The organism is Streptomyces sp. NBC_00829, assembly GCF_045161795.1.
In the GTDB taxonomy this organism is placed as follows: domain Bacteria; phylum Actinomycetota; class Actinomycetes; order Streptomycetales; family Streptomycetaceae; genus Streptomyces.
This window is the reverse complement of sequence record NZ_CP108867.1, coordinates 5,178,521-5,195,340: the sequence shown is the minus strand read 5'-3', so window position 1 is coordinate 5,195,340 and position 16,820 is coordinate 5,178,521. Positions and strand designations below refer to the sequence as shown.

Here is a 16,820-nt window from a genome sequence, read left to right as displayed (position 1 = left end):
AGGAAGAGATGGGAAGCGATTAAAGGTAGAGACCAGTCGCCTTCGTCCGCTTGCGCCGCCTGACCGTTCCGCGGTGGCCGCGGCGGCGCTCCCCGCCCAGGGCCTCGCGCGGGTCCAGCCCGATCCAGATCCGTACCTCCGTGCCGCCCAGCACCGAGCTTCCGATCCGTACGTCGCCGCCCGTCGACTCCGCCACCCGGCGCACGATGTCCAGGCCGAGCCCGGTCGAGCCGTCCCTGGCCCCGCTGTTGCCGCGGGTCATCGCCGCCTCCGGGTCGGAGATGCCAGGACCCGCGTCCGAGACCAGGACGATGACCGCGTCGTCGCCGTTGTGGACGTCGACGGAGAAGGCCGTGCCCTCGGGGGTGTGCCGGAAGACATTGCCGAGCAGGGCGTCGAGGGCGGCGGCCAGTTCGGGGCGGGCGACCGGGATGCGCACGGGTCGGTCGACACCCGCGACCCGCACCTTGCGGCCCTCGTCCTCCGCGAGCGCCGACCAGAAGTCCATCCGTTCCCGTACGACTTCGGCGGCGTCGCAGCCCGCGCCGGGGCCGGCCGCCATGGTCTGCGGCTTGGCGTCGCGCGCCGTGCGGATGATCGTGTCGACCTCGCGCTCCAACTGCTCGACGGCGGCCCTGGTCTGGTCGGCGGCGGGCCCCTCGCCGAGCGAGGCCGCGTTGAGGCGCAGCACGGTGAGCGGGGTACGGAGGCGGTGCGAGAGGTCGGCGGCCAGTTCGCGTTCGTTGGCGAGAAGCTGGACGACCTGGTCGGCCATGGAGTTGAAGGCGACCGCGGCCGAGCGCAGTTCGGTCGGGCCCTCCTCGGGGACGCGCGCCCCGAGCTTGCCCTCGCCGAGGTCGTGCGCCGCGCCCGCGAGCCGCTGGGCGGGCTGCACCATCCGGATCCCGAGCCGGTCGGCGACCGCGACCGAGCCGACGATCAGCGCGACACCCACGCCCGCGAGCACCAGCCAGGCGGTGTCCACTCCGTTGGAGACCTCGTTCTCCGGCACGAAGACCTCGACGACGGCGATCTGGCCGGTGCTGATGGCGGTGGGCTGGAGCAGCGCGGAACCGCCCGGGACCTCGGTGATGGAGGCGCGGCCGAGCCGCTGCGTGGTCGCCAGGTCCTTCTGCGCCGCCCGGCGGGTGCCGATGTTCACCGGCAGGCTGCCCTCCTCGTCGGAGGCCGGTAGGTGCACGGCCATCCGCCCCGCAGCTCCGGCCTGGGTGGAGAGAACGGCTCGCTCCAGCGGGTCATATTCGGCGGTGATGGAGAGCGTGGGGCCGATCGCGGCGGCCTGCCGCTCGGCGTTGGAGAAGGCCCGGTCCCTGGCCATCTCCTTGATGACGAGACCGAGGGGTATCGCAAAGGCGACCACGACCATCACGGTGACGGCGAGGGAGACCTTGACCAGCGCCCACCTCATGACATGTCTTCGTTCGGCGGCTCCAGCTTCACGCCGACGCCGCGGAGAGTGTGGAGATAGCGGGGACTGGCCGCGGTCTCGCCCAGCTTGCGCCGCAGCCAGCTCAGATGGACGTCGATGGTCTGGTCGTCGCCGTAGCTCTGCTGCCAGACCTCGGCGAGCAGTTCCTTGCGCGGTACGACGACACCGGGCCGTCCGGCGAGGAAGGCCAGCAGGTCGAACTCGCGGCGGGTGAGGTCCAGGGCCGTGCCGTCCAGCTCGGCCTGACGGCGTAGCGGGTCGATGCACAGACCGCCGACCTGGATGACCCTGCTGGGCTGCGCCTCGTCCGCCGCGGCCCGCGCGCGGCGCAGTACGGCCGACATCCGGGCCGAGAGGTGCTCCACCGAGAAGGGCTTGGTGAGGTAGTCGTCGGCGCCGTCGTTGAGCAGTCTGACGATCTCGGTCTCGTCGTCCCGCGCGGTCGCGATGATCACGGGGACGTCGGTGATGCCGCGCAGCATCTTCAGCGCCTCGGCCCCGTCCAGATCGGGCAGGCCGAGGTCGAGGATGACCACGTCGAACCGGATATGGGCGACCTCACGCAGCGCCTCAAGGGCCGTGCCGACGCTCCGTACGGTGTGGGAAGCCTCGGTCAAGTGCCGGATGAGAGCGGAGCGCACGAACTGGTCGTCCTCGACCACGAGCACACTTGCCATGGGCGGCACCGTACGCCATCCGGAGGAGCCGGGTCCTCCCGAGGGAGTGTCCGCAATGTCTCACTGTCCGCCCGAACGGCGCAGCGGGCCAGGCGAGATGTTGTGGAGGCGGTGTGAGGACAGAGGTGGGGCTCGTGGTGCAGTATGGCTGAGATGCATCGAGGACTCGTACATGCGTTGGCGTGGTCACTGTCCACCGGAGCCGCGGTCACGCTGTCCTGGTGGGGCGTTCACACCGTCATGTCCGGGACCGCTTACGACCGGCCGCGCGCGCTTCCCATCAACGCCGACGCCGCGATCATCCAGGGCGCGGGGCCGCAGGTCTCCTCCACGAACCGGCCGCAGCCACCTCCGGCGTCGAAGCCGGCGGAACGGGACGGGAACCGCAAGCCGCCCGCCTCCACACCCGGCGGGAAAAAGCGCACCGGCAAGTCGCCGTCGTTGAGGCCCGCTTACCCGCCCCCCGCGTCCGGGAACGTGAAGGGCTACACGGTCGACGGCGGCCGGGTCGTTTTCGACATCGGAACCGCGTCGGCGGAGCTGGTGACGGCGACACCGGACGCCGGCTGGCAGATGCAGGTCTGGAAGCAGCCGGAGTGGATCCGGGTGACGTTCACGCGCAACGGCCGTGAGGTCTCGGTGTTCTGCACATGGAACGGTCATCCGCCGATGGTCGAGTTCGACGACCGCTGAAGGCTGTGCCGTAGCCGGCGTCGGGCGCCCGGTGGGGATCGCGGAACAGCCCTGAGGCACGGCCCGGGACCCAGGGTGTTGTGCACCGGCGACGTGCGCGGCCGTCCGTTTCGCGGTCACCGGTCCCGGAACACCGCAGGCGGCGGCACCGGTGACGGCTTGGCGCTCGCGTCGGTCACCACGTGCGCGCCGCCCGTGAAGTCGGCCAGCGCCTTTCCGTGTTCGACCCTGCCCGGGTGCGGGTCGCTCGCGACACGGCGGGTCAGTTCGGCCACGGGCAGCGGAACCTCGGAGGCGAGCAGCACGGCGTTGCCGAAGCGGCGGCCACGCAGCACGGTCGGGTCGGCGGCCAACGCGAGTTCGGGGAAGACGGTGGCGGCGGTCGCGATCTGCGCACGCAGATGGGCGAGCGGCGGCCCGTCGGCGAGGTTCGCGGCGTAGTGCCCGTCCGGGGCGAGGACCCTGCGCACCTCGGCGAGGAATTCCGTACTGGTCAGATGCGCGGGCGTCCGGGCCCCGCTGAAGACATCGGCGATCACGAGGTCGGCCCAGCCGTCCGGGATCTTGCCGAGTCCGTCGCGGGCGTCGGTGGACCGCACGCGTATCCGGGCGCCGGGATCCAACGGGAGCTGTCTGCGGACCAGTTGGACCAGCAGCGCGTCCAACTCCACGATCTGCTGGGTGGACCGGGGCCGGGTCGCCGCTGTGTAGCGGGCGAGGGTGAAGGCTCCGCCGCCGAGATGCACGGCTTTCACGGCGCGACCCGGCGGGGCGACGAGATCGATGACATGCCCGAGGCGGCGCTGGTACTCGAAGGAGAGATGCACCGGGTCGTCGAGGTCGACATGGGACTGCGGGGCGCCGTCCAGGAGCAGTGTCCAGCCGCGCGGACGCTCGCGGTCGGGTATGAGCTCGGCCAGCCCGCCGTCGACCTGCTCGACGACGGGTTCGGGGCCGCCTGCCCCGCCCGTACCACTGCGCCGCTTCCGTGCCATCAGCCCATTATCGGCGCAACCGCGACGGTGGGCTCAGCGGCAGTTGTCCGCGGCCTCGATCAGCCGGGCCGCCTCGCCGAGCGCCTCGCGCAGCACCACCGGGTCGGTGACCGCGTCCGCGTCGTCCGGCGGCAGCAGCCAGCCGGAGCCGGTGACCGGCGGCTCGGCGGGGACGCGCAGTCCGCGGCCCGACGTCTGCGTACAGGCGCTGCCCGGCATGTCCCACCCGTCCGCGGTGCCGGGCGGCACCAGGAAGCCGAGAGTGTCGCAGCTTCCGTCGTGCAGGACGGGGCCGACGGCGGGGCCGGCGCCGCGCCGCAGGATGTCGACCGCTTCCAGGCCCTGCCGGGCCGGGACGGTCACCAGATCGCAGGGCTCGGCGCTGTCGCCGTGCGGTGCGGGGCGCGGTGGCGCACTGCTGTCCGGGGTTGGTGTGTGGCGAGCGGTCGTCGCAGTCGCGCGTGAGCCGCCAAGGGCGCTGGTCTCCATGCCGACCTCCAACAAGAAGATCCCCTCCTCGCTCGAGTGGTGACGCTCACCGCGCCTCCAGGGGGTTCAACGCCCGTACGTGTCAAAGGGCTACGGCGGCGCGTCGCCGCAAAGGATGGCATTTCATGGCAGATCAAGGGGGAGATATCCCTTTTGTAGGCAAACCGTGTGTGTGCGGCCCATCACAGCAGGTACGTTCTTGCTCCGCCGGAACACGGTGCACCAAGAGAGGCTCGGCCATGGCGTCGTCGTCACAGGCAGCACGGCAGGCTCGGCAGGCATCACGGGCGGCCCCCAATACCGCCTTCCGCCGGTTGCGCGGACAGCGCTCGCCCGGGGAGTTCGCGGCGGCCGTACGCAAGGCAGCCCGGGAGATCGGCGAACAGGTCTCGTGCGACGCCCGCTACATCGGGCGCGTCGAGGCCGGCGAGATCCGCTGCCCCAACTACGCGTACGAGCGGGTGTTCCTGCACATGTTCCCCGGTCTCACGCTGGCGGATCTGGGGTTCACGGCGCGGGAGCAGGTACGCGGCGGGCGCCGAGGGGGCGGACGGGTCCACCCCCTCTGTCCGCTCGACGGGCCGCCGGGCGACAACAGCAAGATCAGTGACATCGACGAGGAGAGCGACGTGCTGCGTCGCGTGTTCATGACGAGCGGCCCCACCACGGTGGCAGCCGCGTCCCTCGGGCTCGGACTCGGTTTCGTGCCCGCACAGCGCCGGGTCGGCGAAGCGGAGGTCGACGCCGTCGAGGAGGCGGTGCGCCGGATCCGGCTGCTCGACGACCGGCACGGAGCGGACGGGCTCTACCGGCGGGCGGCGCAGCCGTTACGGGCGGCGTACGCGCTGCTCGACGCGGGGACGGCGGCGCGCCGCTCGACCGCGGACCGGCTGCACGCGGGGGCGGGCGAACTCGCCATCTCGGTGGGCTGGCTGGCGCACGACTCGGGCCGTTTCGACGACGCACGCTCCCACTACGGGGAGGCCCTGGCGACGGCACGGGTGGCGGGTGACCTCGCGCTCGAAGCGCATGCCTTCTGCAACACGTCCTTCCTGGCGCGTGACGCGGGCCGGCACCGGGAGGCGGTCCGCTCCGCGCAGGCGGGCCAGCAGGCGGCGCGGCAGCTGGGGTCGCCGCGGCTGCTGTCGCTGCTCTCCCTGCGGGAGGCGGGGGGCTGGGCCGGGCTCGGGGACCGTACGGCCTGCGAGAAGTCCCTGGCCCGCGCGCACACGTACTTCGACCGGGGAGCGGGCGGCGGGGCGGACCCGGAGTGGATGTCCTTCTTCGGCGAGCCGGAGCTGGAGGCGCTCCAGGCCCAGTGCTGGTCGGCGCTCGGCGAATGGCCCCGCGCGGCCCGCCATGCGCGCCGCGCGGCCTCGCTCCAGGACCGCCGCTTCACCCGCAACCTGGCGCTGTACCGGGCGGAACTGGCGTCCGACCTGGCCCACGCCGGCGCCCCCGAGGAGTCGGCGGAGGCCGGTCAGCAGGTGCTCGACCTCCTGGAGGGGGTCCAGTCGTCGCGCATCCAGTCGATGCTCGCGGAGACGGCACGCGTGCTGGCCCCGCAAGCGGGCACAGGCGGCGTGGGCGCGTTCCTGGACCGGTTCGGGGAGGCGCTGCGGCTGCCATAGGCCGTGTCCGGAACGGACCCGGTTCCGGACCGGGTTCCGGACGCGGTTCCCGACCCGGTTCCGGTCCGGAGCAGGCCACCATTCCCGGTCGGCCCGGCCCCGGACCCCGGTCGGCCCCGGCCCCCGGTCGGTCCCGGCCCCCGGCTCCCGGCTCCCGGGTCAGGCCTCCATGTGGCCCGTGTCGTTCCAGCGGTCGACCGCCGGTTCTCCGTACGCCCATCCCAGCACCGACAGCGAGGTCGGATCCAGCTTGATCCTCGCCGCGAACGACGGGTCGAGCCCCAGCCAGCGCGCTCCCAGCACCCGCAGGATGTGGCCGTGCGCGAAGACCAGTACGTCACGGTCGGCCGAGCGCGCCCACTCCACCACCTCGTCCGCGCGGGCGCCCAGTTCGGGCAGCGCCTCGCCGTCCCGGACCCCGTCCCGCCAGATGAACCAGTCGTCACCGGCGAGCGCCCGGATCTCCGGCGGCGTCAGACCCTCGTACGCGCCGTAGTCCCACTCCATCAGCGCGTCCGAGGCAGACGCCCTGTCCCCGAACCCGGCCAGCGCGCACGTCTCGCTCGCCCGTGACAGCGGACTGGTGCGGACCTCGACACCCTTGAGCCCCGACCACGGGTCCCGGTGCAGCCGCTCACCCAGGAGTTTCGCCCCGCGCCTGCCCTCTTCGAGGAGAGGGATGTCCGTCCTGCCGGTGTGCCTGCCGAGCAGCGACCATTCGGTCTGGCCGTGCCGTGCGAGCAGGATGCGCGGTGCCATGAGAGCTCTCCTGAGGTTCACCTGCGGTGTCGCTCCATCATCTCGCACCTGAACGCAGGGCAACCTGCCGGGCGATCCCGGCGTCCCCTACAGGCTGGACCCGATGCCTGAACACGTTGTCGTACACCGTACGGTTGGGCGGCGGCCGATGGGCTGCCTGGACACACTGGAGACACGTTCGGATGCCGTACACCGCGACCCGCCACCGGCCCCGCTGGTGGACCGAGCTGATGCTGATCGCCGTGGTCTACGCCGCGTACTCCGCCGGCCGACTGCTCGCACGCGGGAACGTGTCCACCGCGGTCGAGCACGGCACAGCGATACTCCGGGCCGAGAAGGCACTCCTCCTCAACGCCGAGCACCCGCTCAACCGTCTCTTCACCAAGACCCCCGCCCTTGGCATACCGGCCGACTTCGCGTACGCCTCGCTGCACTATCTGGTCACCCCGGCGATCCTGGTCTGGCTCTTCCGCCGCCACCCCGTCCGCTACCGGGCCGCCCGCACCTGGCTGTTGCTCTCCACCTTCCTCGGCCTCGCCGGCTTCACGCTCCTGCCGACCTGCCCGCCGCGGCTCCTCGACGCGGGCCACGGCTTCGTCGACACCATGGCCCAGTACAGCTCGTACGGCTGGTGGGGCGGCGAGGCGAGCGCGCCGCGCGGCATGGGCGCGATGACCAACCAGTACGCCGCGATGCCGAGTCTGCATGTCGGCTGGGCCCTGTGGTGCGGCGTGATGCTCTGGCGGCACGGGCGTACGCCGCTGATGAGGACACTCGGCGTCGCCTACCCGCTGCTGACCACCCTCGTGGTGATGGGCACGGCGAACCACTACTTCCTCGACGCGGTCGCCGGTGCTGCCGTGATGGGCATCGGCGCCCTGCTGACACGGCCCGCGCTACGCCTCGCCGACCGGATGCGCACCCGCTTCCTGCCCGCCGCATCCGCCGTGAAGTCCCCGATTGTCAGTGCCGGATGCGAGACTTCCGCGGGTGAGCGAATCCCTGGACAGCGGACCACCTCCGCAGGCGCCGACGACAGCACTCCGGCAGCGGCTTGCTGAGCTGCGCGGCCCCGCCGCCCAGCCACAGCCGCTCGACGCCCGCGCGCTGGCCGCCCTCGCCGCCAACCCCGGCTGCAAGCGGCGCGCGCTGCTCGACGGCGCCGGGGTGGACAAGGCTGCGCTCGCCTCCGCGCTGGGATCGCCGGCGGCGTTCGGGCAGTCGCAGTTCGCGTTCATGCGCGGCCATGCCTTCGAGGCGAAGGTCAAGGCCGACGGCGGCAAGGAGCTGACACGGCTGCTGGGTGTGGACTCCCCGGCGGATGTCACGGTCCCGGATCTGTCGGCGGCCGGGCCCGAAGGACGCGCGGCGCGCACGGCGCTGGCGCTGCGGGACGCGACGTCCGCGCGGACGTGGACTCTGCTCGACCATCCGATGCTGGCGCTGGAGGTCGCGGGCTCCCCCGCCTATCTGGAGCCGGACGCGGTGGTGGTTCACCCCGACGGGCAGTGGACGGTCGTCGAGATCAAGTCCTTCCCGATGATCGACGCGTCGGCGGATGCGGCGAAGGTGGGCGCTGCCGCCCGCCAGGCCGCCGTGTACGTACTGGCCCTGGAGCGGGTCGCCGCGCTGACCGCCGGCGCACGGGTGGCCCATTCGGTACTGCTGGTCTGCCCCAGGGACTTCTCCAATCTGCCGACCGCGTCCGCCGTCGACGTACGCAAACAGCTGTCGGTCACCCGTCGGCAGCTGGCCCGGCTGACCCGGATCGAGGACATCGCCGCGACCCTCCCCGAGGGCACGACCTTCGACGTCGAGCGAGGGACGAAGGAGCTGACGGCCGCCGTCGAGTCGGTCTCCGCGGCCTACGCCCCCGATTGTCTGGCAGCCTGCGAGCTGGCCTTCCACTGCCGGGAGCGGGCCAGGGAGTCGGGTGTGGTGGAGGCGCTGGGGCGCGGCCTGCGCGGTGAACTCGGCGGTCTGACGACCATCGGCGACGTCCTGGCGGCGGCCCGGTGCGAGGCGGGCGATCCCGACGATCCGGCGGTCGCGTCGCTGCGCCGGGCGGCGGCGCTACGGGCCGAGGCCCTGCAGACGGCCCGGTCCCCGGGAGCGGCCGCGGCCGAGGAGAGCTCCGGAATCCTGGAGAACGCCGAGCCCCTGGAGTCCGCCGGATGTCGCTGATCTCCGCCCTCGCGCGGCTGGAGGCCGCGGAGTCGGGCCGCGCCACACCGCTCGCGACCGTACGGCACCGGCATCTGTCCGAGCGGCCCCTGGTCCTGGTGCCGCTCACCACGGCCGGTGAGGCGGGGGCTCCGCTGGGCGCCCTGGTCGGCACCGACGAGGACGAGCCGCGCCTGCTGGCCGTGGCGCAGCCGCGCGACCGCGATCTGCGCTTCGCCTTTCTCGCCGAGTTCGCCGACGCGGTGCTCCCCCATCTCGACGCGTACGCCGACGACATCGAGCCCGCCGAGCGCGGCGAGACCGACCCGGAGACCGGCAAACGGGTCAAGGTCGAGGTCGAACTGTGCGCGGACGCACCGCAGTTGATCGTTCCCGGGCGGGCGGGCATCGACTTCGTCCGGCTGCTGGGGCGGTCGATGCGGTTCCGCCGCACGGCGGAGCAGGACCCCGACGCGCCCTACCCCGCGCCGCCGCGCGTCCCGCTCCTCGGCCGGTGGCTGACGCACTACGGCGAGCGGGCCAGGGTGCCCGGCTCCTCGCTGCTGCTCGCGGCGACCGATCTGCTCGGCCGCCACTGGGCGACCGGCCAGTCGACGCTGGAGGACCAGCACCTGGGAGCGCTGCTCGCCTGGATCGACCCCCCTGAGGGCGAGTCGGGCGCCGGGGCGGCGCGGCGGGCGGAGCTGGCGCGGGACCGGGACGGGCAGTTGCTCTGCCCACCGGCCGGTCCGGCCACCGACCCGGCCTTCGACAACCGGCTGCTGGCCCCTGCCGTGGAACGGTACGACCGCGCCCGCCAGGCGCTGGGCGCGGCCCAGGACGGAGCCGAGGCGGATGACCGGCTCGGCGAACTGACCGTCGCCGAGCGGGAGATCCGCCGACTGCTGCTGACCCAGCTGACGCCGACCTGGCACGCGGTGTGGCGCAGCCTGGAGCTCGTACGGGCGCTGCCGGAGGGGTCCCGGGCGGCCGAGCGCTGGACGCGCGACCGCTGGTCGTTCACCGCGCACCGCGATCGCGTCCGGGCGGGCGAGCCACCACAGCCCCGCCGCGACGACGCGGTGACGGCCGCGCGGAAGCTCGCCTCCCGCGAGAGCGCCCAGGCCCAGCTGGAGGCGCAGGAGGCGCTGGACGACCCGCTGGTGCTGGCGGGGCGCAGACTCGCGGGCGAGGCGTTCCTCGGCGAGGTGAGGGAGGTGGTGATGGCCTGGTCCGAGTCGAAGAGGCCGAGCCCCCGCCCGCTGCTCACGGTCCGCACGGACGACCGGCCGCAGCTGGCCGAGCGGGCGAAGGTGTACCGCTCGCTGGAGGGCAGGCAGCAGACGGCCGAGTTCGTACGGTACGAACCGGACGGGACGCTCGTGCTGCGGCTCACCGACCGGATGGGCCGCTCCAAGGACCCGGCGCAGGGCTCCGTACCGGACAAGGGCGACCGCGTCGCCTGGACCCTGTTCGAACACGACCAGCGGGGCGGGCCGAAGCTCCCGGACCCGGAGGAGACCCCGTGGACCCATGGCGGCCCACCGGGCACCGCGGCGGAAGGGCCCGATCCAGTGACCCCGGAGGACATTCTGTGAGCGGGCAGGCCTTCGATCCGGCCGCCGAGGCCTCGCGGGCCACGGCCGCGATCCTCGACGACACCCTGCACGGCACCCACCGCGGCGTTGTCGTGGACTCCCCGCCGGGGGCGGGCAAGTCCACGCTCGTGGTGAACGCGGCATGTGAACTGGCTGCCGCAGGGCGCCCGTTGATGGTCATCGCGCAGACCAACGCCCAGGTGGACGACCTGGTGGTACGGCTCGCCGAGAAGGAGCCCGGACTGCCGGTCGGGAGGCTGCACAGCAATGACCCCGACCCGTACGACAAGGCGCTCGACGAACTGGACAACGTCCGCAAGTCCGCGAAGGCGGGCGACCTCGCGGGCCTGGACGTGGTCATCTCCACCGCCGCGAAGTGGGCGCATGTGCAGGGCGTCGAGCCCTGGCGGCACGCGATCGTGGACGAGGCGTACCAGATGCGTTCGGACGCGCTGCTCGCCGTCGCGGGGCTCTTCGAGCGGGCGCTGTTCGTCGGCGACCCGGGGCAGCTGGATCCGTTCTCGATCGTCGGCGCGGAGCAGTGGGCCGGCCTCTCCTACGACCCGTCCGCGAGCGCGGTCTCCACGCTGCTGGCCCACAACCCTCACCTGCCGCAGCACCGGCTCCCCGTCTCCTGGCGGCTGCCGGCGTCCGCGGCGCCGCTCGTCTCGGACGCCTTCTATCCGTACACGCCCTTCCGCAGCGGCACCGGCGCGGGCGAGCGACGGCTCGCCTTCGGCGTGGCGTCGGACGGCTCGGGGCCCGACCGGGTACTGGACGAGGCCTCGGATTCGGGGTGGGGCCTGCTGGAGCTGCCCGCCCGGCACACACCCCGCACGGACCCCGAGGCGGTACGGGCGGTGGCACAGGTCGTCCGCCGGCTGCTCGACCGGGGCGGCGCGGCCGTCTCGGAGCGCTCACCCGATCCGGTCCCGGTGACCGCCGACCGGATCGCGGTGGGCACGGCACACCGCGACCAGGCGGCGGCGGTGCGCGCGGCCCTCGCCGAGGTGGGCGTGGCGGATGTCACCGTGGACACGGCGAACCGCCTCCAGGGCCGGGAGTTCGATGTCACGGTCGTGCTGCACCCGCTGTCGGGCCGCCCGGACGCGACGGCGTTCCATCTGGAGACGGGACGCCTGTGCGTGCTGGTCTCCCGGCACCGGCACGCCTGCATCGTGGTGTGCCGCGCGGGTGTGGGCGACCTGCTGGACGAGCACCCCTCGACGGAGCCGGTCCAGCTGGGCGTCACGGTGAAGTTTCCGGACGGCTGGGAGGCGAGCCACGCCGTCCTGGCGCATCTCTCGGAACACCGGGTGAGCTGGAGTCCTTAGGCCGTGTCCGTACGGTCCTGCCAGGTCCGCGACGCCCTGCACGCACTCTCGCCCCGAAGCCCGCCCCCGGGGCGGACACCGGTTACTTTGCGGACACGCCCCCGGTCCCCTTGCGGTTGCCGGGACAATGGAAGGCGGCCACGGGCGGAGAGCGGCCGGGGAACAGGATCAGGGAACAAGGTCAGAGGGGGGCGGCCGGGACAGGGGCCGACCCGTGCGAGGAGGAGAACCACATGGCGCAACCCGAGCGGAGCGAGCGAAAGCTACGGCCGGCCCCGCTGCTCTTCGAGCCGTCGGAGGCTGCCGCCGACCCCGAGCACTTCTTCGACCTGGAGTCCATCGAGGACCCCCGGGAGCTGCTGGCGCGGTCGACCGAGCTGACGCTCGCCTTCCGGGCGGCCACCGACCGGGCGGTGGAGTTCCAGGCCCTCGCGGCGGCCCAGCTCGCCGACCCCCGCCGGTTCGACCGGCTGACCCCCGCGGAGATCGCCCAGCGGGCGGAGTGGACCGAGGACTATGCCAAAAAGATGATCGAATTCGGCCGCGAGCTGGGGCGAGGCGGATCCCAGCAGTAAAACCCGTACCGAGGGCACGGCGCGTCTGGCATATGCGGGCCCACAAGATACGCCCACCCACCCTCCGCTGTCCCCGTTTCCGCCAACTCTCAGAAACGAGCCTGTCACTCCGGGTACATCTTGTGGCATGAGCGCATGGCTGCGAGACGGCTCCCTGGTCACCCCCGGTGCCAGTCACGAGGAGCGCCGGACGGACATCTTCGCCCTGCTGCGGGAGGAGGGCGGCCATCACGTCGCGCAGGTCACCCCGCCCGGCGCGCACTGGCTCGCCTCCGCCGACACCTATCCGCGGTCCACCCTCGCCCTGTGGGGGACCCGGCCCACCACCCCGGCCGTCCTGCCCTGCGGCACGGTCTTCGACATCGTGAACGTGCCGACGATCTTCGGGCGCCGCATGCTCGACCGGCTCTGGGACGAGGGTCCGGGCTCCGGGCCCGTCGCCATGCACCGCGGCCGGATGCTGCTCTTCGCCGCCCCCGGCACCGCCCAGCGGCTGCCGTCCCTGCTGGACTGGGAGGAGTGGGGCGAGGCGGTGCCGCCGATGCTCTGCCACGGCATCGGCGACGCGGTGACCATTCCGCCGCTGACCGAGGGCCGCGCCGGCCGGGAACCGCGCTGGCTGGTGGCTCCCGACACCCGACACCCCTGGCTTCCGGGGCCTGAGGTGGTCCTCTGGGCCTGTGTGCGAGCCGCCCGCGCGGCCTCGTCCCCGAGCGTCGCTCTATCGATTTTTCCTCGCGCCGATCAGGATGCTAAGGTCTACGACGTCAGCAGGCGCCGCTAGCTCAGTTGGTTAGAGCAGCTGACTCTTAATCAGCGGGTCCGGGGTTCGAGTCCCTGGCGGCGCACAGACGGGAAAAGCCCCTCGCGTACAGCGAGGGGCTTTTTCGTGCGCCCGGACACGCGTCCAGGCCCGTGACACCGCACCGCGGCCCCCGCCCCGCGCGGACTACACCGGAGTGATCTTGACCGTCCACGCCCCCGTACGCGTCCGGTCCGCCACTTCGACGCGGACCCGCTCTCCCGGCGCGCCCGGCACCGTGAACGTCTCGCCGACCCCCAGTGGCGCATCCGCCAGCGGCGGGAACACCGACCGGTCCCAGCACGCCTCGGTCCCCGGGTGTGTGTCCACGACCTCGACCGGGCCGCCGCCCGAGGCCGTCTCGGCCCGGACGCGGTAGATCAGCACGCCCTCCGTGCAGGTCGTCCCGTCGTTGCCCGTCGAGCTGCGCGCCTCGATCGCGACCACCGTGTCCTCGCCGGTCCTCACGACCGCGAGCCGGGTGCCGAGGGTTCCGCCCCGGACGGGCGCGGCCCCGATCGGCTCCAGCGTGAGCACGTCCGTACGGCTCACGCACTTCACGGACCGCCGGTCCAGCCAGCCGAGCTTCCACTTGTGCCAGCCGAAGAGCTCCGGGGACAGCCCGAACTGGCTGCCCATCACGTCCCAGTCCCCGACATATGTGTCCCAGTCCCCCTTGCCGTCGGTCGGCCGGTGGTAGAGGTCGGGCAGGTCGAAGACGTGCCCGGTCTCGTGGGCCAGCACATTGCGGTCCGGCGGATGACGCTCGAAGACGGTGACGATCCGCTTGATGTCGGTGCCGTCGGCGTGCAGCGGCCGGTCGAAGTTCACGACCTTCGTGGCGTCGGAGTCCACGCCGGGGGCGTCCGGGTCGGCGACCAGATAGACGATGTCGTAGCGGGAGAAGTCCACGGTGGCGTCGGCTGCCTCGACGGCGTCGCGCAGATACGCGCTCCGCCGCTTCGACTGCCAGTCCCGCCTTATCCCGTACTCCGTCGAGGCCTGCGGCATCTGGACCCACTGGTGCTGCGGGTCGGCGCGCAGGGCGAACTTTCCGTACGAGGCGCGCGAGAAGAAGGTGCTGGTGGCCGGGAAGTGGTCGCGTGCGAGATCGCCCGGCGCGTTCTCGGGCAGGTGGTCCGGGAAAGACAGGAAGATCATGACCGCGTCGAGACGCTCGGCGGGTCGCGGATACGCGGCGTTCCAGGTGTCGAGGCCCAGGGAATGGTGCGCGGCCGTGCGGGACAGGGCGCACGGCCCCTCCGCGGTGGCGGCCACCGCGGGTCCGGCGACCAAGGACGTGGCGGCGAGCGCCATGAGGGAGGTGAGGGCGGCAGCGGCGCTGCGCAGGCGCACGCGTTCCACTCCCCCGGGTGTTCCCTCGGACGGTTGCTGACCCTCCACGTGGACCTCCGGCTACGGAATGCTGGACACCTCACCCACCTTCTGCTGATTTGCACCGGTACGCCCTGTTCCGCTGCCCCACTCGGGTGACCGACCCGACACCGGCCCGACACCGACCCGAGACCCGCCGACACTCCGATGGCTCACAGAACGTCACATTCGGTCAGTGGGGAATCGAGCAAGGCCAAGACCTGTGCAGAAACGATCGACCGGAGGACTGGGAACGACTCCCGGGAGGCCTCATCGCTGGAACGGCCCAGGGACCAGCCTCTATGATCGGCACACTTTCCCGACTTCCCGACCACATCTGTACGACCCTGTACGCCACAACTGCACTGCGGGAGCAAGCGGTGAGCGGAACCTCCGAAGGAAAAGGGCCCGCGGGAGTCGCAGTCCCCGGGAGTACCTTCCGACCGTCGGTCACAGAGCGTCACAATGTCGGCCGGACCGCAGCCGAACTGCGGGACTACCGGGCAGCGTTCAACGCCGCCCATCTCGCGATGGCGGTCGTCGACCACGAGGGCCTGGTCGCCACCGCCAACGCGGCGTTCGCGGCGCTGCTCGGCATCGAGCAGGCGACCCTCCAGGAACAGTTCGCGGCGGATCTCGTCGACCTGGGGTCGGACCGCCGCACCTGGCACGCGTACCGCGAAGTGCTGCGCGGCCGACGCTCCCGATTCCGCTGTACGCGCCGCCTCAAACACCCCGACGGACGCACCCTGTGGGCCGAGGTGACCGTCGCTCCCGTGCCCGACAGCCGCAATGTGCTGCTCTCCATCGCGGACATCAGCGACCGGCGCGAACTGCACGCGCGGCTGCGCCATCTGCAGATGCACGACGCGGTGACCCGGCTGCCCAACCGGACGCTGTTCTTCGAGCGGCTGTCGACGGCGCTCGAGTCATCGGCGTACGACCACGGATCGACCGGGCGGATCGGCGTCTGCTATCTCGACCTGGACGGCTTCAAGGCGGTCAACGACACGCTCGGGCACCGCGTCGGCGACCGGCTCCTCGCGGCGGTCGCGGCTCGGCTGACCGAGTGCGCGGACGGCGACGGCCACAGCCGCGGCGGCGGCCATCTGGTGGCGCGGCTCGGCGGTGACGAGTTCGCGATCCTGGTCGAGGACTCGACCGGGACGGAACAGCTCGCGGACCTCGCGCGGTCCGTACTGGCCGCGCTCCAGCTGCCGTTCGACCTGGCCGGGCAGCGGCTGTCGGTCTCGGCGTCGATCGGCGTCGTGGAGCGGACGGTGTCGGGGACGACGGCGACGGGTCTGATGCAGGCCGCGGACACCACGCTGTACTGGGCGAAAGCCGACGGCAAGGCCCGCTGGACCCTCTTCGACCCCGAGCGCAACGCGCACCGGATGACCCGTCAGGCGCTCTCCTCGACGCTGCGGCCGGCCGTGGAGCGCGGGGAGTTCGCGCTGGAGTACCAGCCGCTGGTGGGGATGGCCGACGGAGTCACGCGGGGCGTCGAGGCACTGGTCCGATGGAATCATCCACAGTTCGGCACACTAGCGCCGAATCGGTTCATCGGAATTGCCGAGGAAGACGGTTCGATCGTCCAGCTCGGCCGCTGGGTCCTGCGGACGGCCTGCCGCCAGGCCCGCCAGTGGCAGAAGGACCACCCTCGGACACCGCCGCTGTTCGTGAGCGTCAATGTCGCCGTACGCCAGGTCTGGGACTCGGACCTGGTGGCGGACGTGGCGGACATCCTGGCGGAGACGGGCCTCGCGCCGCATCTGCTGCAGCTGGAGCTGACGGAGTCCGCGGTGATGGGTTCGGCGGGCCGCCCGCTCCAGGCACTTCAGGCGCTGAGCGACATGGGCGTGCGGATCGCGATCGACGACTTCGGTACGGGGTACTCGAACCTGGCGTATCTGAGCAGGCTGCCGGTATCCGTACTGAAGCTCGACGGATCGTTTGTCCGCGGCTTCCAGGACGAGGCGCATCCGAACCCCGCGGACGAGACGATCGTCGAGGCGCTGGTCCAACTGGCGCACCGGCTGGGTCTGACGGTCACGGCGGAGTGCGTGGAGACGGCGGGCCAGGCTTCGCGCCTGCGCCGGATCGGCTGTGACACGGGGCAGGGCTGGCTGTATTCCCGGGCGGTGGCGGCGGAGCAGATCGCCGAGCTGATCGGGGTCACGTCGCTGCCTGCCTGACGTCCCTGCGCGCAGCGCTCGGCCGCGTACGGACACCGAACCGCCCCCGGCCGGAGGGACGTTCCGGCGGGGGGGCGGTCGC

At 72.3% G+C, this 16,820-nt stretch carries 15 protein-coding genes and 1 tRNA gene; 10 read left to right on the top strand and 6 right to left on the bottom strand.

The features are described from left to right. Positions 1 to 19: 19 nt before the first annotated feature. Entirely contained in the window at positions 20 to 1,429 is a 1,410-nt protein-coding gene (locus tag OG293_RS22940; protein WP_406000657.1) for a sensor histidine kinase, read from the bottom strand. Further along, entirely contained in the window at positions 1,426 to 2,127 is a 702-nt protein-coding gene (locus OG293_RS22935) for a response regulator transcription factor (protein ID WP_406000656.1), read from the bottom strand. Before OG293_RS22935 ends, OG293_RS22940 begins: the two co-directional genes overlap by 4 nt. A 144-nt stretch (positions 2,128 to 2,271) precedes the next feature. Here OG293_RS22935 and OG293_RS22930 point away from each other — a divergent pair, with 144 nt between their 5' ends. Then, the gene (locus OG293_RS22930) at positions 2,272 to 2,820 is read left to right on the top strand and encodes a hypothetical protein (RefSeq protein WP_406000655.1); all 549 of its coding nucleotides are present in this window, start codon (positions 2,272 to 2,274) and stop codon (positions 2,818 to 2,820) included. A gap of 116 nt (positions 2,821 to 2,936) precedes the next feature. Here the strand turns inward: OG293_RS22930 and OG293_RS22925 are convergent, their stop codons facing one another. Together OG293_RS22925 and OG293_RS22920 are read right to left on the bottom strand one after the other, a co-directional pair. Then, the gene (locus OG293_RS22925; RefSeq protein ID WP_406000654.1) at positions 2,937 to 3,815 is read right to left on the bottom strand and encodes a spermidine synthase; all 879 of its coding nucleotides are present in this window, start codon (positions 3,813 to 3,815) and stop codon (positions 2,937 to 2,939) included. A gap of 33 nt (positions 3,816 to 3,848) precedes the next feature. After that, positions 3,849 to 4,304: a hypothetical protein gene (locus OG293_RS22920; protein WP_406000653.1), complete on the bottom strand. Its 456-nt coding sequence runs from the start codon at positions 4,302 to 4,304 to the stop codon at positions 3,849 to 3,851. Between the two features lie 239 nt (positions 4,305 to 4,543). On the opposite strand from OG293_RS22920, the gene OG293_RS22915 reads away from it, so the two are divergent. Then, positions 4,544 to 5,935 carry a tetratricopeptide repeat protein gene (locus tag OG293_RS22915; RefSeq protein WP_406000652.1) on the top strand — a complete coding sequence of 464 codons (1,392 nt, stop codon included), beginning with the start codon at positions 4,544 to 4,546 and terminating at the stop codon, positions 5,933 to 5,935. 159 nt (positions 5,936 to 6,094) lie between these two features. Here OG293_RS22915 and OG293_RS22910 read toward each other — a convergent pair whose 3' ends face one another. Continuing rightward, positions 6,095 to 6,694, bottom strand: coding sequence for a histidine phosphatase family protein (locus tag OG293_RS22910; protein ID WP_406000651.1), 600 nt, complete (start codon positions 6,692 to 6,694; stop codon positions 6,095 to 6,097). A gap of 182 nt (positions 6,695 to 6,876) precedes the next feature. On the opposite strand from OG293_RS22910, the gene OG293_RS22905 reads away from it, so the two are divergent. From OG293_RS22905 to OG293_RS22875, 7 genes are all read left to right on the top strand, one after another. Then, a complete protein-coding gene (locus OG293_RS22905; RefSeq protein ID WP_406000650.1) occupies positions 6,877 to 7,755 on the top strand; it encodes a phosphatase PAP2 family protein in 879 nt (292 codons plus the stop codon). Then, the gene (locus OG293_RS22900; protein ID WP_406000649.1) at positions 7,685 to 8,878 is read left to right on the top strand and encodes a hypothetical protein; all 1,194 of its coding nucleotides are present in this window, start codon (positions 7,685 to 7,687) and stop codon (positions 8,876 to 8,878) included. The genes OG293_RS22905 and OG293_RS22900 overlap by 71 nt, the downstream gene beginning before the upstream one ends. Continuing rightward, complete coding sequence (locus tag OG293_RS22895; protein ID WP_406000648.1) at positions 8,869 to 10,455, top strand: hypothetical protein; 1,587 nt, start codon at positions 8,869 to 8,871, stop codon at positions 10,453 to 10,455. Before OG293_RS22900 ends, OG293_RS22895 begins: the two co-directional genes overlap by 10 nt. Beyond that, positions 10,452 to 11,789, top strand: a complete 1,338-nt coding sequence (locus OG293_RS22890; protein ID WP_406000647.1) for an AAA domain-containing protein — start codon at positions 10,452 to 10,454, stop codon at positions 11,787 to 11,789. Before OG293_RS22895 ends, OG293_RS22890 begins: the two co-directional genes overlap by 4 nt. Before the next feature lie 233 nt (positions 11,790 to 12,022). Beyond that, positions 12,023 to 12,364 (top strand): hypothetical protein, encoded by a 342-nt coding sequence (locus OG293_RS22885; protein WP_406000646.1) that lies wholly within the window; start codon positions 12,023 to 12,025, stop codon positions 12,362 to 12,364. A 127-nt stretch (positions 12,365 to 12,491) separates the two neighbouring features. Further along, positions 12,492 to 13,148: a bifunctional DNA primase/polymerase gene (locus OG293_RS22880; RefSeq protein ID WP_406000645.1), complete on the top strand. Its 657-nt coding sequence runs from the start codon at positions 12,492 to 12,494 to the stop codon at positions 13,146 to 13,148. After that, positions 13,139 to 13,212 (top strand) — tRNA-Lys (locus OG293_RS22875). The genes OG293_RS22880 and OG293_RS22875 overlap by 10 nt, the downstream gene beginning before the upstream one ends. Before the next feature lie 101 nt (positions 13,213 to 13,313). Here OG293_RS22875 and OG293_RS22870 read toward each other — a convergent pair. Next, positions 13,314 to 14,522 carry a M6 family metalloprotease domain-containing protein gene (locus OG293_RS22870; RefSeq protein ID WP_406000644.1) on the bottom strand — a complete coding sequence of 403 codons (1,209 nt, stop codon included), beginning with the start codon at positions 14,520 to 14,522 and terminating at the stop codon, positions 13,314 to 13,316. A 398-nt stretch (positions 14,523 to 14,920) separates the two neighbouring features. Here OG293_RS22870 and OG293_RS22865 point away from each other — a divergent pair, with 398 nt between their 5' ends. Continuing rightward, entirely contained in the window at positions 14,921 to 16,738 is a 1,818-nt protein-coding gene (locus OG293_RS22865; protein ID WP_406003686.1) for a putative bifunctional diguanylate cyclase/phosphodiesterase, read from the top strand. Positions 16,739 to 16,820 lie beyond the last annotated feature (82 nt).

What these genes read in the sequence shown, in the direction of transcription:
- OG293_RS22940 (WP_406000657.1), bottom strand. Translation starts at nt 1,429, where the DNA reads ATGAGGTGGGCGCTGGTCAAGGTCTCCCTCGCCGTCACCGTGATGGTC.
- OG293_RS22935 (WP_406000656.1), bottom strand. Translation starts at nt 2,127, where the DNA reads ATGGCAAGTGTGCTCGTGGTCGAGGACGACCAGTTCGTGCGCTCCGCT.
- OG293_RS22930 (WP_406000655.1), top strand. Translation starts at nt 2,272, where the DNA reads ATGGCTGAGATGCATCGAGGACTCGTACATGCGTTGGCGTGGTCACTG.
- OG293_RS22925 (WP_406000654.1), bottom strand. Translation starts at nt 3,815, where the DNA reads ATGGCACGGAAGCGGCGCAGTGGTACGGGCGGGGCAGGCGGCCCCGAA.
- OG293_RS22920 (WP_406000653.1), bottom strand. Translation starts at nt 4,304, where the DNA reads ATGGAGACCAGCGCCCTTGGCGGCTCACGCGCGACTGCGACGACCGCT.
- OG293_RS22915 (WP_406000652.1), top strand. Translation starts at nt 4,544, where the DNA reads ATGGCGTCGTCGTCACAGGCAGCACGGCAGGCTCGGCAGGCATCACGG.
- OG293_RS22910 (WP_406000651.1), bottom strand. Translation starts at nt 6,694, where the DNA reads ATGGCACCGCGCATCCTGCTCGCACGGCACGGCCAGACCGAATGGTCG.
- OG293_RS22905 (WP_406000650.1), top strand. Translation starts at nt 6,877, where the DNA reads ATGCCGTACACCGCGACCCGCCACCGGCCCCGCTGGTGGACCGAGCTG.
- OG293_RS22895 (WP_406000648.1), top strand. Translation starts at nt 8,869, where the DNA reads ATGTCGCTGATCTCCGCCCTCGCGCGGCTGGAGGCCGCGGAGTCGGGC.
- OG293_RS22885 (WP_406000646.1), top strand. Translation starts at nt 12,023, where the DNA reads ATGGCGCAACCCGAGCGGAGCGAGCGAAAGCTACGGCCGGCCCCGCTG.
- OG293_RS22880 (WP_406000645.1), top strand. Translation starts at nt 12,492, where the DNA reads ATGAGCGCATGGCTGCGAGACGGCTCCCTGGTCACCCCCGGTGCCAGT.